This window comes from Pseudomonas paraveronii (assembly GCF_963681955.1).
Lineage (GTDB): Bacteria > Pseudomonadota > Gammaproteobacteria > Pseudomonadales > Pseudomonadaceae > Aquipseudomonas > Aquipseudomonas paraveronii.
In genome coordinates this window covers 1,080,898-1,095,318 of the sequence record NZ_OY817130.1, presented here as the reverse complement: position 1 = coordinate 1,095,318, position 14,421 = coordinate 1,080,898, and the positions used below count along the sequence as shown (strand labels likewise).

General features: G+C 61.0%; 14 protein-coding genes and 1 other RNA gene. 4 read left to right on the top strand and 11 right to left on the bottom strand.

Features of this window, described 5'->3' with window-relative positions; genetic code table 11:
* Window position 1: 1 nt before the first annotated feature.
* From mraY to rsmI, 9 genes are all read right to left on the bottom strand, one after another.
* A complete protein-coding gene (gene mraY, locus U5A08_RS04875; RefSeq protein WP_247403613.1) occupies window positions 2-1,084 on the bottom strand; it encodes a phospho-N-acetylmuramoyl-pentapeptide-transferase in 1,083 nt (360 codons plus the stop codon).
* A complete protein-coding gene (locus U5A08_RS04870; RefSeq protein ID WP_321850566.1) occupies window positions 1,084-2,454 on the bottom strand; it encodes a UDP-N-acetylmuramoyl-tripeptide--D-alanyl-D-alanine ligase in 1,371 nt (456 codons plus the stop codon). Before U5A08_RS04870 ends, mraY begins: the two co-directional genes overlap by 1 nt.
* Entirely contained in the window at window positions 2,447-3,910 is a 1,464-nt protein-coding gene (locus U5A08_RS04865; RefSeq protein WP_247403610.1) for a UDP-N-acetylmuramoyl-L-alanyl-D-glutamate--2,6-diaminopimelate ligase, read from the bottom strand. The genes U5A08_RS04870 and U5A08_RS04865 overlap by 8 nt, the downstream gene beginning before the upstream one ends.
* Window positions 3,910-5,652 carry a peptidoglycan D,D-transpeptidase FtsI family protein gene (locus U5A08_RS04860; RefSeq protein ID WP_253400342.1) on the bottom strand — a complete coding sequence of 581 codons (1,743 nt, stop codon included), beginning with the start codon at window positions 5,650-5,652 and terminating at the stop codon, window positions 3,910-3,912. The genes U5A08_RS04865 and U5A08_RS04860 overlap by 1 nt, the downstream gene beginning before the upstream one ends.
* Window positions 5,652-5,945 (bottom strand): cell division protein FtsL, encoded by a 294-nt coding sequence (gene ftsL, locus U5A08_RS04855; RefSeq protein WP_247403609.1) that lies wholly within the window; start codon window positions 5,943-5,945, stop codon window positions 5,652-5,654. The genes U5A08_RS04860 and ftsL overlap by 1 nt, the downstream gene beginning before the upstream one ends.
* Window positions 5,942-6,889, bottom strand: a complete 948-nt coding sequence (rsmH, locus tag U5A08_RS04850) for a 16S rRNA (cytosine(1402)-N(4))-methyltransferase RsmH (protein ID WP_373423731.1) — start codon at window positions 6,887-6,889, stop codon at window positions 5,942-5,944. The genes ftsL and rsmH overlap by 4 nt, the downstream gene beginning before the upstream one ends.
* Window positions 6,886-7,341, bottom strand: a complete 456-nt coding sequence (mraZ, locus tag U5A08_RS04845) for a division/cell wall cluster transcriptional repressor MraZ (protein ID WP_003171868.1) — start codon at window positions 7,339-7,341, stop codon at window positions 6,886-6,888. The genes rsmH and mraZ overlap by 4 nt, the downstream gene beginning before the upstream one ends.
* Before the next feature lie 355 nt (window positions 7,342-7,696).
* An RNA gene (gene rnpB / locus U5A08_RS04840) (RNase P RNA component class A) lies at window positions 7,697-8,050 on the bottom strand.
* Window positions 8,051-8,146: 96 nt separating this feature from the next.
* The gene (gene rsmI / locus U5A08_RS04835) at window positions 8,147-9,052 is read right to left on the bottom strand and encodes a 16S rRNA (cytidine(1402)-2'-O)-methyltransferase (RefSeq protein WP_321850564.1); all 906 of its coding nucleotides are present in this window, start codon (window positions 9,050-9,052) and stop codon (window positions 8,147-8,149) included.
* Window positions 9,053-9,239: 187 nt separating this feature from the next.
* On the opposite strand from rsmI, the gene U5A08_RS04830 reads away from it, so the two are divergent.
* From U5A08_RS04830 to U5A08_RS04815, 4 genes are all read left to right on the top strand, one after another.
* A complete protein-coding gene (locus U5A08_RS04830) occupies window positions 9,240-11,051 on the top strand; it encodes a penicillin-binding protein activator (RefSeq protein WP_253393448.1) in 1,812 nt (603 codons plus the stop codon).
* The gene (locus U5A08_RS04825) at window positions 11,051-11,422 is read left to right on the top strand and encodes a YraN family protein (protein ID WP_247406349.1); all 372 of its coding nucleotides are present in this window, start codon (window positions 11,051-11,053) and stop codon (window positions 11,420-11,422) included. Before U5A08_RS04830 ends, U5A08_RS04825 begins: the two co-directional genes overlap by 1 nt.
* A 92-nt stretch (window positions 11,423-11,514) precedes the next feature.
* Window positions 11,515-12,108 carry a phosphoheptose isomerase gene (locus tag U5A08_RS04820; protein ID WP_003171862.1) on the top strand — a complete coding sequence of 198 codons (594 nt, stop codon included), beginning with the start codon at window positions 11,515-11,517 and terminating at the stop codon, window positions 12,106-12,108.
* On the top strand, window positions 12,105-12,686 hold the full coding sequence (locus U5A08_RS04815; RefSeq protein WP_247406343.1) for a BON domain-containing protein: 582 nt from the start codon (window positions 12,105-12,107) through the stop codon (window positions 12,684-12,686). Before U5A08_RS04820 ends, U5A08_RS04815 begins: the two co-directional genes overlap by 4 nt.
* Before the next feature lie 68 nt (window positions 12,687-12,754).
* Here the strand turns inward: U5A08_RS04815 and U5A08_RS04810 are convergent, their stop codons facing one another.
* Entirely contained in the window at window positions 12,755-13,528 is a 774-nt protein-coding gene (locus U5A08_RS04810; RefSeq protein ID WP_321850559.1) for a YiaD family glycine zipper/OmpA-like lipoprotein, read from the bottom strand.
* A gap of 211 nt (window positions 13,529-13,739) precedes the next feature.
* Window positions 13,740-14,384 carry an MBL fold metallo-hydrolase gene (locus tag U5A08_RS04805; RefSeq protein ID WP_253393446.1) on the bottom strand — a complete coding sequence of 215 codons (645 nt, stop codon included), beginning with the start codon at window positions 14,382-14,384 and terminating at the stop codon, window positions 13,740-13,742.
* Window positions 14,385-14,421: the final 37 nt, after the last annotated feature.

Below are 14,421 nucleotides of genomic sequence, written 5' to 3'. Positions count from 1 at the left end.
TCTACCTCAGTTTCAGGGTGGCAAGGCCGACCAGTACGAGAATCACGGTGATGATCCAGAATCGGACGATCACACGCGGCTCAGGCCAGCCCTTGAGTTCAAAGTGGTGGTGGATTGGCGCCATGCGGAACACGCGGCGCCCGGTCAATTTGAAGGACGCCACCTGGATGACCACCGACAGGGTTTCCATCACGAACACACCGCCCATGATGAACAGCACGATTTCCTGGCGAACGATCACCGCGATGGTGCCCAGGGCCGCGCCCAGCGCCAGTGCGCCGACATCGCCCATGAACACTTGTGCGGGATAGGTGTTGAACCACAGGAAGCCCAGGCCGGCACCGATCAGCGCGCCGCAGAACACGATCAGTTCACCGGCGCCCGGCACATACGGGATCAACAGGTATTCAGCGAATTTCACGTTACCCGACAGGTAGCAGAAGATGCCGAGCGCACCGCCCACCATCACCGTCGGCATGATCGCCAGGCCGTCGAGGCCGTCGGTCAGGTTCACCGCGTTGCTGGAGCCGACGATGACGAAGTAGGTCAGCACCACGAAGCCGATGCCCAGCGGAATGCTCGCATCCTTGAGCATCGGGATGATCAAGGTAGTCTCGACGGCGCTTGGAGCCGTCGTGTAGAGGAAAATCGCGGCGGCCAGGCCGAAGACCGACTGCCAGAAATACTTCCAGCGGCTTGGCAGCCCCTTGGAGTTTTTCTCGATCACTTTGCGATAGTCATCGACCCAGCCGATGGCGCCGAACAACAAGGTCACCGCCAGCACTACCCAGACGTAGCGGTTGTGCAGGTCGGCCCAGAGCAAGGTGCTGATACCGATGGACGACAGAATCAGCGCGCCGCCCATGGTCGGGGTGCCGGATTTGGACAAGTGCGACTGCGGGCCGTCATTGCGAACCGATTGACCAATTTGCAGGTTCTGCAGGGTGCGGATCATCCACGGCCCTAGGAACAGCGACAGAGACAGCGCGGTCAGCACACCCAGAATCCCGCGCAGGGTCAGGTACTGAAAGACCGCGAAGCCTTTGTGGAACTGTTGCAGATACTCAGCCAGCAGCAGCAGCATTAATGTTTCTCCGTACTTGAGCCACACAAGGCCACGACGACGTTTTCCATCACCGCGCTGCGCGATCCCTTGATCAAAATGGTTGTGTGTTTATTTTGTTCGCCCGCACGCAGCGCCTGGATCAGCTCGGCCTGGGTCGCGAAATGCCGCGCTCCGGGGCCGAAGGCATCGACGGCATGGGCCATGTTCGGGCCGACAGCGTAGAACGCGTCGACTTTGCCGCTGGCGTAAGCGCCGACTTCCCGATGGGACTGTTCGGCCCAGTCGCCCAGTTCGGCGATATCGCCCAGCACCAGTACCTTGCGCCCGTCAAAGCCCTTGAGCAGATCAATGGCGGCGCAGACCGAGGACTGGTTGGCGTTGTACGTGTCGTCAATCACACGCATGCCGTTGCTGGCCAATTGCGCGACGGTACGGCCCTTGACCGGTTGCACCGCGCCCAGGCCGGTGGCGATACCGAACAGCGACACGCCCAGGGCGTAAGCCGCAGCCGCAGCCGCCAAGGCGTTGGCGACGTTATGGTTGCCCAGCAGATTCAACTGCACGCGCTCTTCGCCTTGCGGCGTATGCAAGGTAAAGGACGGGCAACCACGGGCGTCGAGCGTGATGTTCGACGCATGGAAATCGGCCGCTGCATTCAGTACGGCGAACGTCAGCACCTTGCGACCGGCGGCGCGTACACGCCAGGTCTCGAAGGCCTTGTCGTCAAGATTCAAAACAGCAGTGCCCGAGGCATCGAGGCCTTCAAGGATTTCACCCTTGGCTTCGACGATTTTTTCCGGGCCACCGAACTCGCCGACGTGGGCGGTGCCGGCGTTGTTGATAATGGCCACGTGAGGCTTGGTCAGCGCCACGGTGTAGGCGATTTCGCCGATCCGCGAAGCGCCCAGCTCGATCACGGCCGCCGTGTGTTCCGGGGCCAGTTCGAGCAGGGTCAGCGGTGCGCCGAAATCATTGTTCAGGTTGCCACGGGTGGCCAGCACTGGCCCGCGCGTGCGCAGGACACCGGCGAGCAGTTCCTTGACCGTGGTCTTGCCGCTGGAGCCGGTAATGGCTGCCACGGGCTTATCGAAGGCAGCACGGTTCAGCGCGCCAAGTTGGCCCAGGGCCAGGCGTGTATCGGCCACCAGCAATTGCGGCAAGGTCGAATCTGCCACTTCGCGCTGCACCAGGGCACCAACCGCGCCTTTGGCGGCAACGTCATTCAGGTAGTCATGCCCGTCGAAACGCGGACCGGCCAGGGCGACAAACAGTTGGCCTGGCTTGATCGCGCGGCTGTCGATACTGACGCCATTGAAACTGCAATCACCCGACAGCATGCGCGCCGAGAGGGCCTGGGTCAGTTCGCTGAATTTCATCGCTTTAAGCATGGGCGACCTCCCAGGCAGTCAAGGCATGATCGGCCTCGACCAAGTCGGAGAAAGCGTGGCGTTCGCCGTTGATTTCCTGGTAATCCTCGTGACCTTTACCGGCCAGTACCACGACATCGTCGGCACTGGCGCTGGCGATCAATTGGGCAATAGCCGCGCCGCGACCGGCAACGAAGCTGGCCTTGGATGCGTCTTTAAAGCCGACGCGGATGTCGTCGAAAATCTGGCTTGGATCTTCGCTGCGCGGGTTGTCGTCGGTGACGAGCACGCCATCGGCCAGGCGCTCGACAATCTCGGCCATCAACGGACGCTTGCCGCGATCGCGATCACCGCCGCAGCCAAACAGGCACAGCAACTTGCCTTTGGCATGCGGGCGCAGGGCCAGCAGGACTTTTTCCAGTGCGTCCGGCGTGTGGGCATAATCGACCACCACCAGCGGCTGCGAACCGCCACCCAAACGCTGCATGCGTCCGGCCGGGCCTTCCAGCTTCGGCAGCACCTGCAGGATTTCATCGAGGGCATAGTCCAGGCCGAGCAAGGCACCGATGGCGGCAAGCACGTTGCTCAGGTTGAAACGGCCGAGCAGGGTGCTGCGCAAATGGTGCTCGCCCTGCGGCGTCACCAACGTGGCGCGCACGCCCTCGTCGTTGAATTGGGCTTCGCGGCAATACAGGTAGGCGCGGGGGTCTTCCAGGCTGTAGCTGATCAGGCGCGCTTCGCTGTCTTGGGCAGCCAGCTCGCGGCCGAACGCGTCATCCAGATTCACCACGCGGCACTTCAGATCATTCCAGGCAAACAGCTTGGCCTTCTCGGCGCCGTAGGCCTCCATGGTGCCGTGGTAGTCCAGGTGATCGCGGGACAGGTTGGTCATCACCGCCACATCGAAAGCCAGCGCGGCAACGCGGCCCTGGTGCAAACCGTGGGACGACACTTCCATGGCAACCGCCTTGGCACCGGCCTTTTTCAGGTCGGCCAGGGTCGCTTGCACGGCGATCGGGTTCGGCGTGGTGTGCAGGCCGCTTTGCAGCGAGCCATAGAAACCGGTGCCCAGGGTGCCGACAATGCCGCAGTGCTGACCCAGCAGGTCAAGGGCCTGGGCGACCAGTTGGGTCACGCTGGTCTTGCCGTTGGTGCCGGTCACGCCAATCAGGTTCAGGTGGCGGCTCGGATCGCCGTAGAAACGCCCGGCGATGTCCGACAGTTGCGCGGCCAGGCCTTTGACGGGAATCAACGGCACGTCGGTGATCGGCAGCACGGTGGCGCCGTCCACTTCATAAGCCACGGCTGCGGCGCCGCGTTGCAGGGCATCGGAGATATGTGCACGACCATCGTATTTGCCGCCAGGCACCGCCAGGAACAGGTCCCCGGCGCGTACATTACGACTGTCCAGGCTCAGCTCGCGGATCAGCAGATCGCGACCGGCATGGGCAAAAATCTTGTTCAGGCTAAGAGACATCAGCCGCGCCCTCCATTGGCTTTTACCGCGGCGGCCGGCGGTCCGGCGTTCGCTTGTTGGGTCGGCGGCAGGTTGTCCGGCGTGACGTTCATCAGGCGCAGGGTGCCGGACATCACTTTGCTGAACACCGGCGCCGACACCAGGCCACCGAAGTAGCCTGCTTTACTGGGCTCATCAATCACGACGACGATCGCGTAGCGCGGGTCGCTCATCGGACCGAAGCCGGCGAACAGCGAGCGATAGGAGTTCTCGGCATAGCCTTTGGTGCCGACCGAGGTCTTACGCGCAGTACCCGACTTGCCAGCCACGTGATACGCCGGCACCTGGGCACGGAATACGCCGCGCGGTGCTTCGATCACTTGTTGCAGCATGCCTTGCATGGTCTTGGCGACGTTTTCCGGAATCACCTGGGTCGCTTTCGGCGCTTCGTCGACGTGGATCAGGCTCAAAGGAACCATTCGACCGTTGTTGGCCAATACAGAGAAAGCGTGAGCCAGTTGGATCGCGGTCACCGACAGGCCATAGCCATAGGAGAGCGTGGCGGTCTCGGCCTTTTTCCAGTCGCGGTAGTTAGGCAGGTTGCCCACGCGCTCACCCGGAAAATCCAGGCCGGTGGGTTGGCCCAGGCCGATCTTTTGCGCCAGGTGGTAGATGGTTTCGCCGCCGATATCGAAGGCAACCTTACTCATGCCCACGTTACTGGAGTTGATCAGGATACCTGTCAGATCCAGCACCGGACCTTCGGTACGGGACACGTCACGAATGGTGTATTTGCCCAACTGCAGGGTGCCAGGGTAGACCTCGACCTTGTCGCTGGGCTTCCAGCGCCCGGTTTCCAGGGCGGCACTCATGGAGATGGCTTTCATGGTCGAACCCGGTTCGAACACGTCGATCATCGCGCGGTTACGCATCATCGCCGGTTGCAGGTTGCGACGGTTGTTCGGGTTATAGGTCGGCTGGTTGACCATGGCGAGAATCTCGCCGGTCTTCACGTCCATGATCACCAGGCTGCCAGCCTTGGCGCCGTTCTCGATGATCGCGTTACGCAGCTCGCGGTTGGCCAGGTATTGCAGGCGCAGGTCAATCGACAACGCCAAGGGCTTTCCGGCCTTGGCGTTTTTGGTGACCTGGACGTCTTTGATCAGTCTGCCGCGTCGATCCTTGATGACCTGTCGCTTGCCGGGCACGCCGGCCAGCCATTCATCGTAGGCCAGCTCGACGCCTTCGCGGCCATGGTCATCGATGTCGGTAAAGCCAACCATGTGCGCGGTGGTTTCACCGGCCGGATAGAAGCGGCGGAACTCCTCGATGCCGTAGACACCGGGGACTTTTAGGTCGAGCACTTGCTGGCCTTGTTCGGGGGTGAGGCCGCGAACCAGGTAGATGAATTCTTTATTGGCCTGAGCTTCCAGGCGCTCGGCCAAGGCTTTCGGGTCCTGACCCAACGCGGCAGCCAGTTGTGGCCACTTGTCCTTGGCCACCTGCAATTCCTTGGCGTTGGCCCACAGCGTGGTCACCGGTGTGCTGACGGCCAGGGGCTCACCGTTACGGTCGGTGATCAGGCCGCGGTGTGCAGGAATCGGAATATGTCGCAGGCTACGGGCATCGCCCTGGCCGATCAGGAAGTCGCGGTCGACTACCTGCAGATCGACGATCCGCCAGGCGATTGCGCCGACCATCAAGGCCAGCAAGCCGAGCATCAGGCGGAAGCGCCACGGGTAAAGTGCGCCTTCGAGTTTCATCATGGCGCCACCATTCGAACTTCGGCCGCGCTCGGGATGTGCATCTTCAGCTGTTCGGTGGCCAGTATTTCGATGCGGCTGTGGGCGGTCCAGGTGCTTTGCTCGAGGATCAACCGGCCCCACTCTGCCTGCGCTTTATCGCGCACGCTCAATTCCCCGTACAGGGTATTGAGCAGTTGGCGGTTGTAATGGGCGCTGTAGGACACCGCGATCGCGGACACCAACACGCCGATAAACAGCAGCAACATAAAGAAGCTACCGCCCGGGAGGGGCTTGGCGAAAAGCCTGCTCACCGCAACTTCTCCGCGACGCGCATGACGGCGCTACGGGAACGTGGGTTGGCCTTGAGTTCAGCTTCGGAAGCGAACTGCGGTTTGCCATGGACTTTGATTTTCGGCACGAAGGCTTCGAAACGTACCGGCAGGTTACGCGGCAGGTTGTCGGACTCACCCTTGACCAGGCGACGCATGAACAGCTTGACGATGCGATCTTCCAGGGAGTGGAAGCTGATCACCACCAGGCGCCCCCCCACTTCCAAGGCTTCCAGCGCGGCGTCGAGGCCTGCTTCCAGATCGCCCAATTCGTTGTTGACGTGAATGCGCAGGCCCTGGAACGCACGGGTGGCGGGGTTCTTACCCTTTTCCCAGGCAGGGTTGGCGACTTTCAGCACTTCGGCCAGGTCGGCGGTGCGCTCGAACGGCTGGATTTCCCGGCGCTCGACCACGGCACGCGCCATGCGGCCGGCGAAGCGCTCTTCACCGTATTCCTTGAACACACGGGCGATTTCTTCCACCGGTGCGGTAGCGATGAACTGCGCAGCACTGATACCACGGGTGGGGTCCATGCGCATATCGAGCGGGCCGTCGTTCATGAAACTGAAACCGCGCTCCGGGTCATCGAGCTGTGGCGAAGACACGCCCAGGTCGAGCAAAACCCCGGCCACCTTGCCTGCCATGCCGCGTTCGGCGACTTCGGCACCCAGCTCGGCAAAGCTGCGTTGTACAACGACAAAGCGGCCGTCTTCGGCCGCTAGCGCTTGCCCGGTGGCAATCGCTTGGGGGTCTTTGTCGAACCCGAGGAGTTTACCGTCGGACCCGAGTTGGCTGAGTATCAACCGACTGTGCCCGCCCCTGCCGAAGGTGCCATCCAAATAGCAGCCATCCGCGCGTACGGCGAGAGCCTCAACGGCTTCGTCAAGCAGTACGGTGATGTGGTTAAAGCCGCTATCAATAGTCACAGGATCAAATCACGCAGTTCATCAGGCATGGCGCCCGGTTGTTGAATAGCAGCCAGGTCAGCTGCAGAAACAGCATCCCAGGCATCTTCGTCCCACAATTGGAACTTGTTCAGTTGGCCCACCAGCATTGCGCGCTTGTCGAGTTTGGCGTACTCGCGCAGACGCGGTGGCACCAGGAAACGACCACTGCCATCGAGCTCGAGGTCGACGGCATTACCAATCAGCAAACGCTGCAGACGGCGGTTTTCTTCACGCAATGAAGGCAGGGCGCGCAGCTTGGTTTCAATCAACTCCCACTCATCGAGGGGGTAAACACACAAACAAGGGTCAACGGCATCGATAGTGATGATCAACTGTCCGGAACTTCGCGAAATGAGCTCGTCACGATACCGGCTCGGCATAGCGAGACGGCCTTTTGCATCGAGACTGATAGCGTTGGCTCCGCGAAACACAGATGCGTTTCTCCCAATTTTAGCGTTTTACGTTCAAAAAACCCACTTTGTGCCACTTTCCGCCACTTGCGCACACTATAGGAATGCGCCCACCACACCGTCAAGGCGCGGATTCAAGGAAAAGCCTTACAGAACGGAGATTTAGGAGCGTAAAAGGAGGAGAAACCAGAGTTCGGCGGTATTTTTGGCTCAATAAGCACTAATAGCTCAAAGAGCTATGGCTCAAAGTTAAAGTAATTTATTAAGAGTAAGATTTTTTTGGTATTACGAAGATGCATCTGCCAATCATTTGGCAGGGAGGGATTCTTGCGTTACTACCGGGTTTCTGTCCGAGATTCGGACAGAAGGAAAAAAGGTGGAGAGTCGATCTATAAGCCGGGTTCTGTCTTGAACAGTCATTCGTCTACGATGGCCATCACTGGACATCTTTAGCAACCTACCCGGTCCCAGCGCGGGCCACGCCTTGGGACCCTATTTGGTCTTGCTCCAAGTGGGGTTTACCTAGCCACGAACTGTTGCCAGACGTGCGGTGCGCTCTTACCGCACCTTTTCACCCTTACCGGCACCGAAGTGCTTAGGCGGTTATTTTCTGTGGCACTTTCCGTAGGCTCACGCCTCCCAGGCATTACCTGGCACTTCGCCCTATGGAGCCCGGACTTTCCTCCCCCCCCTAATTTTCATAGAAGGCAGCGACTGTCCAATCGACTCTCCGCCGCGAAGGTTAACGGCACGACGGGCTTAGGACAAGTATTAAAAGTGCAGCAATGCCATCACGTCCAGACGGAATACCGGTTTAACCCCGGAACTATTCGGCTTTCTGTTTATCCAGTGCGGCCTGATACAACACATTCTTGCGCACCCCGGTAATTTCCGCCGCCAGCGCTGCCGCTCGCTTAAGGGGCATCTCCTTGAGCAGCAGATCCAGGACACGCATGGCTTCGCCACCGACGGCGTCTTCATGTTCCGGCGCCGTCCAACCCGCCACCAGCACCACGCACTCGCCACGCTGTTGATTGCTGTCACCTTCGACAAACGCGCGCAGCGCTTCCAGCGGCAACCCCTTGAGTGTCTCGAAGGTCTTGGTCAGCTCGCGGGCCAGCAGCGCCAGGCGTTCGCCACCGAACACCAGCTCCATGTCCTGCAGGCATTCGAGGATACGATGCGGGGCTTCATAGAAGATCAGCGTGCGCGGCTCTTCTTTAAGCGCCTGAAGACGTGCGCGACGCCCCACCGCCTTGGCCGGCAGGAAACCCTCGAAGATAAAACGATCCGATGGCAACCCCGCCGCCGATAACGCCGCAATCAACGCGCATGCGCCCGGAACAGGCACTACATTGATTCCCGCGGCACGCGCCTGGCGCACCAGGTGGTAACCGGGGTCGGAAATCAGCGGGGTGCCAGCATCGGAGATCAGCGCCACATCGTCACCGGCCAGCAGGCGCGTGATAAAACGGCTGCCTTCTTCGCGCTCGTTATGCTCGTGGCAGGCGGCTAATGGCGTGCTGATCCCAAAATGCTGCATCAAACGCTGGGAGTGCCGAGTGTCTTCCGCCGCGATCAATTTAACGTCGCGCAACACTTTAAGCGCCCGGGCACTGATGTCGTCCAGGTTGCCAATGGGCGTCGCCACGACAAAAAGCGAGCCTGCAGTGGAATTCAAAGGACCTGGAGCAGTCAAAACGCACACCTCGATGGTTGGCAAAAGCCGCATTGTAGCGCGTAGGCGCCCTGGAAATATGCCATCGAGATGGATGCCGTTTCAGCCGTCGGTCGGCCGTAGCCACCCAAACGCAACATTTGCACCATCTAAATTGACGGTTTCACGCCAGTAACATCGCGCCTGGGCCAGTGCTTGGGTACAATTCCACGCTAATTTGATCGGTATCAGGAACATTTACATGATCCCTTGTCTGCGGCTGCTCTCCGCCCTCTGCCTCGCTGCCTTGCTGGGCGCCTGCGCCAGCTCGCCCTCGTCCAGCCTTGGCGACCTGCCACGGACCCCGGACGCCAGTATCGAACAACTGCTCGAACAGGCGACCACCGCCAACACCCCCGAAAAAGCTGCACTGCTGCGCTTGAGTGCGGCGGACATGGCCTACCACCAGAACAACGCTGGCCGCTCGTCGCAGATTCTTGCGCAGGTGCCACTGGATGCTCTCAAGCCCGCCGCGCAGATATTCGCCAGCACCCTGGCCGCCGAACTGGCCATGGCGCGCAACCAGCCCAAGGCCGCGCTGACGGCGTTGAACCACCCCAGCCTGCAAAACCTGAAGGAGCTGCCGGCCGAACAGCAGGTTCGCACCGGCACCGTACATGCGCGCGCTTATGAAGCCGACGGCCAGACCCTGGCCGCCGCTCGCGAGCGTGTGGCCATGGCGCCACTGCTGACCGGCGACGCCGCGAAGAGCAACCATGAAGCCATCTGGGCGTTGATTGCCGCGCTGCCGGCCGAACAGCTGCAAGCCAGCGGCAACCCAACGCTCGACGGCTGGATCACCTTGGCCCAGGCGGTCAAGGGCGCCGGCACACTGGAGCAACAGCAAGCCGCCATCGACACGTGGCGTGCGCAGAATCCAGGTCACCCGGCTGCCGTGCAACTGCCGGCGCCGTTGACCAAGCTCAAGGAGCTGGCGAGCCAGCCGCTGAACAAGATCGCCCTGCTGCTGCCGCAGGAAGGCCCACTGGCCGCCGTTGCCAAAGCGCTACGCGAAGGCTTCATGGCCGCGCACTACCAGGCTGAACAAGCCGGGCAGAAGCCGCCGGTCATCGAGTTCTATGACAGCTCGCGCCTGACGTCCCTCGACGATTTTTACGCCAAGGCCAAGGCCGCCGGCGTGCAACTGGTGGTCGGCCCGCTGGAAAAACCGCTGGTCAAACAGCTCAGCGCGCGCCCGCAATTGCCGATTACCACCCTGGCATTGAACTACAGCGAGGCCGATCAAAACCCGGCGCAACTGTTCCAGTTCGGCCTGGCGGCTGAAGACGAAGCTCGCGAAGTCTCGCGCCGCGCCCGTGCCGACGGCCTGCACCGCGCGGCCGCGATGGTGCCCCGTGGCGAATGGGGTGAGCGTGTCTACAAGGCCTTCCGTCAGGACTGGGAAGCCAACGGCGGCACCGTTGTCGGCGTCGAGTACGTCGACCAACCGGTCGCCCTCGCCCAGCAAATTGCCGATCTGTTCCAGCTGCGTAAAAGCGAAGGCCGTGCCAAGAGCCTGCAAAGCGCCGTCGGCACCGACGTCGCCGCACAGCCTTCGCGTCGCCAGGACATCGAGTTCATCTTCCTGGCCGTCACCCCGCAACTGGCCCAGCAGATCAAGCCGACCCTGAACTTCCAGTACGCCGGCGACGTGCCGGTGTATGCAACCTCCCACGTGTTCAGCGCCAGCGGCGACAAGAACCAGTACCTGGACATGACCAACGTCATGTTCTGCGAAACCCCTTGGCTGCTCAACACCACCGACCCGCTACGCAACCAGGTTGCCGCACAATGGCCGCAAGCCAATGGCAGCCTTGGCCGCCTGTACGCGATGGGCGTCGATGCCTACCGCCTGGCGCCACGCGTGGGCCAACTCAAGGCATTGCCGGACACACGCATTGACGGCCTCTCGGGCAGCCTGGGCATCAGCGCCAACCAGCGCGTTGACCGCCAGATGCCGTGGGCGAAGTTCGTCAGCGGCGAGGTCCAGCGTCTGCCCGATACCCCACGCTGATGCCCGAGAGGTCCAGCGCACAAAGCGGCAAGGATGCCGAACTCCAAGCACTTGAGTACCTTCGACAACAGGGTCTGCGCCTTCTGGCGCAGAACTGGTTGTGTAACCGCGGCGAGCTTGATCTGGTCATGCTTGACGGCGATACAGTAGTATTCGTCGAAGTCCGCTACAGAAAACACGCACAATGGGGTGGCGCGCTCGCCAGTATCGACGGGCGCAAGCGTCAGAAGCTGATACTCGCCGCGCAGTTTTTCCTGCTCAAGGAGCATCGCTGGGCCGATTCCCCCTGCCGTTTCGATGTGGTTGCCATTGAAAGCACACCGTCTGGCAAAGCTGATTTGAACTGGCTCAAAGATGCCTTCGACAGCTGATTCGCCGGACATCTTCACCACACACTTTTGCTCTTTGCTTTGCGGGCTGCACATTCCTGTGCCAAATAGCCGCGCTACTTAAGGTCACACAGATGGACATGCAATCCCGAATTCGCCAGCTTTTCCAGGCCAGCATCGACACCAAGCAACAGGCGATGGACGTACTTGCACCGCACATCGAGCAAGCCAGTCAGGTCATGGTCAACGCCTTGCTCAACGAGGGCAAAATGCTTTCGTGCGGCAACGGCGGCTCGGCCGGCGACGCCCAGCATTTCTCGTCCGAGCTGCTCAACCGCTTCGAGCGCGAGCGTCCGAGCCTGCCGGCCATTGCCTTGACCACCGATTCGTCGACGATCACCTCGATCGCCAACGACTACAGCTACAACGAAATCTTCTCCAAGCAGATCCGCGCCCTGGGCCAACCGGGCGACGTGCTGCTGGCGATTTCCACCAGCGGCAACTCGGCGAATATTATTCAGGCGATCCAGGCCGCACATGATCGCGAAATGATTGTCGTAGCATTGACCGGTCGCGACGGCGGCGGCATGGCCTCGCTGCTGCTGCCCGAGGACGTGGAGATTCGCGTCCCGGCCAATGTCACCGCACGTATTCAGGAAGTCCACCTGCTGACGATCCACTGCCTGTGTGATCTGATCGACAGCCAACTGTTCGGGAGTGAAGAATGACCGTTAAACGCCTCAGCCTATTGGCGATCGCGCTGTGCCTCGGCATCAGCGGCTGCAGCACGGCAATCACCGCGACACGTGACACCCCCATCCAGGACGACAAGGGCACCCGCACCTTCGGCAGCAAGATTGACGACTCGTTGATCGAAACCAAGGTCGAGGTCAACGTCGCCAAGGCCGCTACGGACCTGGGCAATGGCGCGTCGCGCATCGTCGTGACCAGCTTCAACGGCGTGGTACTGCTCGCCGGCCAAACGCCGCGTGCCGACCTCAAGGCCCAGGCCGAACAAGCCGCCTCGGCCGTGCAGCGGGTCAAGAAGGTCCACAACGAATTGCAGGTGATGGACCCGATCACCCTGCTGGCCATCAGCAACGACGCGCTGCTGACCACCAAGATCAAGGCGCAGATGCTGACCGATAACGCAATTCCCGGTTCGCGCATCAAAGTCGTCACCGACAACGGCATCGTTTACCTGATGGGCCTGCTGACCCAGGCGGAAGCGACCCGTGCGGCGAACCTGGTACAGGGTGTATCCGGCGTGCAGCGGATCGTGAAGGTGTTCGAGTACATCGATTGATGTAACCGACAGCCATAAAAAAGGGCGCCCTGCATTCACTGCAGGGCGCCCTTTTTATTAGCGGGTGATTACTGGTATTGCGAGTACGGGTTGCCCTGGAACTGGTTGTTCTGCTGCGGCGCCTGTTGCTGGGCACCTGGCTGGCCGTACTGCTGGCCCGGGATTGGGCCCAGGTTCACTTCTACACGCCGGTTCTGAGCGCGCCCGTTGACGTCGGCATTGCTGGCAATCGGATTATCCGGACCGGCACCGCGAGCGCTCAGGTTGGCAGCGCTGACGCCTTGGGATGTCAGGTAATTCGCCACACTCTGCGCACGACGCTGGGACAGGTCCATGTTCAGTTGGCGGCTGCCAGTGCTATCGGTGTAACCCACGATCTGGATGGTGTTCTGGCTGAACTGCTTGAGCGAGTTGGCCAGGTTGTTCAGCGGCATGTAGAAGCTGCTGGAGATCGCGTCCGAGTTGGTGGCGAAGGTGATGTTACCCGGCATGATCAGTTTGATCTGATCGCCCTGGCGCTGAACTTCAACCCCGGTATTGGCCATGCTTGCGCGCAGTTTCTTTTCCTGCTGGTCGGCGTAGTAGCCATAACCCGCTGCGCCTGCCCCCGCGACGACCGCACCGATCAGCGCGCCCTTGCCACGGTTGTTATGGTCGATGGCCGCACCGGCCAACGCACCGGCCAGGGCACCGAGGCCGCCGTACTTGGCGGTCTTGCTCATGCCACCGGATTCATTACCCGCCTGTCCCTGGCTGCTACCGTCATACGGATTAGGTGAAGCACAGCCAGATAACAAGGCTACGGCAGTAGCGACAACTAGCAGACGACGCGGAGTGAACATGGAGAAGCTCCTACTTTTGCACTCTGGGTGCAGAGGACATGGACAATGGATCTTTGCCGAGCTTTGAACGCGACAAACGGTAAAAATTCCGTAGACGTATCCCGACCTGTAACAAAAGATTCAGGACTACCGTCGCTGCACAAACCGTAGCAGACCCACGCTGAACACAAGCTGAGTTTTTTGCTACAGGCCTTGACCGCTTGCGCTGCAGTCACGCGCGCACAAAGGGGTTCTCACGCATTTCATCACCCAGTCGCGTATCCGGCCCGTGACCGGTCACCACCGTCGCGGCCTCATCCAACGTATACAACCGCTGCTTGATCGACCGCACGATCGCCGCCTGGTCCCCGCCCCACAAATCCGTGCGGCCCACGCCCCGGCGAAACAGCGTATCCCCGGCAATCAGCAGCTTGGCGTCGGCAAACCAGAAACTCATCGACCCCGGCGTGTGCCCCGGCGTATGCAATGCTACGCCGCAACCGCAGGCCAGTTCTTCATCGTCGGCCAGCCAACGGTCCGGGGGCGGCACCGGCGTATACGGCACGCCAAACATCTGGCACTGCATCTCCAGGTTGTCCCAGAGAAACTGGTCGGCCTTGTGCAAGTGCAGGGTCGCGCCGGTCTTCTCCTTCAACTGGCCGGAAGCCAGGAAGTGATCCAGGTGGGCATGGGTGTGAATGATGCTTACTACCTTGAGACCCAGCGCATCGAGCCGCGCCAGGATCAGTTCGTGATTGCCGCCGGGATCGACCACGATGGCTTTTTTACTGATGGGATCGCCGATGATGGTGCAGTTGCACTGCAACGGGCCGACGGGGAAGGTTTCGCGGATGAGGGTCGGCTTTGCGGTGTCCATGAACGGGCCTCGGGTGCAAATGAAGGGTAGTTTCGGG

Coding starts and splice junctions, on each gene's coding strand:
- rsmI (WP_321850564.1), bottom strand. CDS start 9,052: ATGCGGCTTTTGCCAACCATCGAGGTGTGCGTTTTGACTGCTCCAGGT.
- U5A08_RS04865 (WP_247403610.1), bottom strand. CDS start 3,910: ATGTCTCTTAGCCTGAACAAGATTTTTGCCCATGCCGGTCGCGATCTG.
- U5A08_RS04830 (WP_253393448.1), top strand. CDS start 9,240: ATGATCCCTTGTCTGCGGCTGCTCTCCGCCCTCTGCCTCGCTGCCTTG.
- U5A08_RS04820 (WP_003171862.1), top strand. CDS start 11,515: ATGGACATGCAATCCCGAATTCGCCAGCTTTTCCAGGCCAGCATCGAC.
- U5A08_RS04815 (WP_247406343.1), top strand. CDS start 12,105: ATGACCGTTAAACGCCTCAGCCTATTGGCGATCGCGCTGTGCCTCGGC.
- U5A08_RS04860 (WP_253400342.1), bottom strand. CDS start 5,652: ATGAAACTCGAAGGCGCACTTTACCCGTGGCGCTTCCGCCTGATGCTC.
- U5A08_RS04810 (WP_321850559.1), bottom strand. CDS start 13,528: ATGTTCACTCCGCGTCGTCTGCTAGTTGTCGCTACTGCCGTAGCCTTG.
- U5A08_RS04870 (WP_321850566.1), bottom strand. CDS start 2,454: ATGCTTAAAGCGATGAAATTCAGCGAACTGACCCAGGCCCTCTCGGCG.
- U5A08_RS04805 (WP_253393446.1), bottom strand. CDS start 14,384: ATGGACACCGCAAAGCCGACCCTCATCCGCGAAACCTTCCCCGTCGGC.
- U5A08_RS04825 (WP_247406349.1), top strand. CDS start 11,051: ATGCCCGAGAGGTCCAGCGCACAAAGCGGCAAGGATGCCGAACTCCAA.
- mraY (WP_247403613.1), bottom strand. CDS start 1,084: ATGCTGCTGCTGCTGGCTGAGTATCTGCAACAGTTCCACAAAGGCTTC.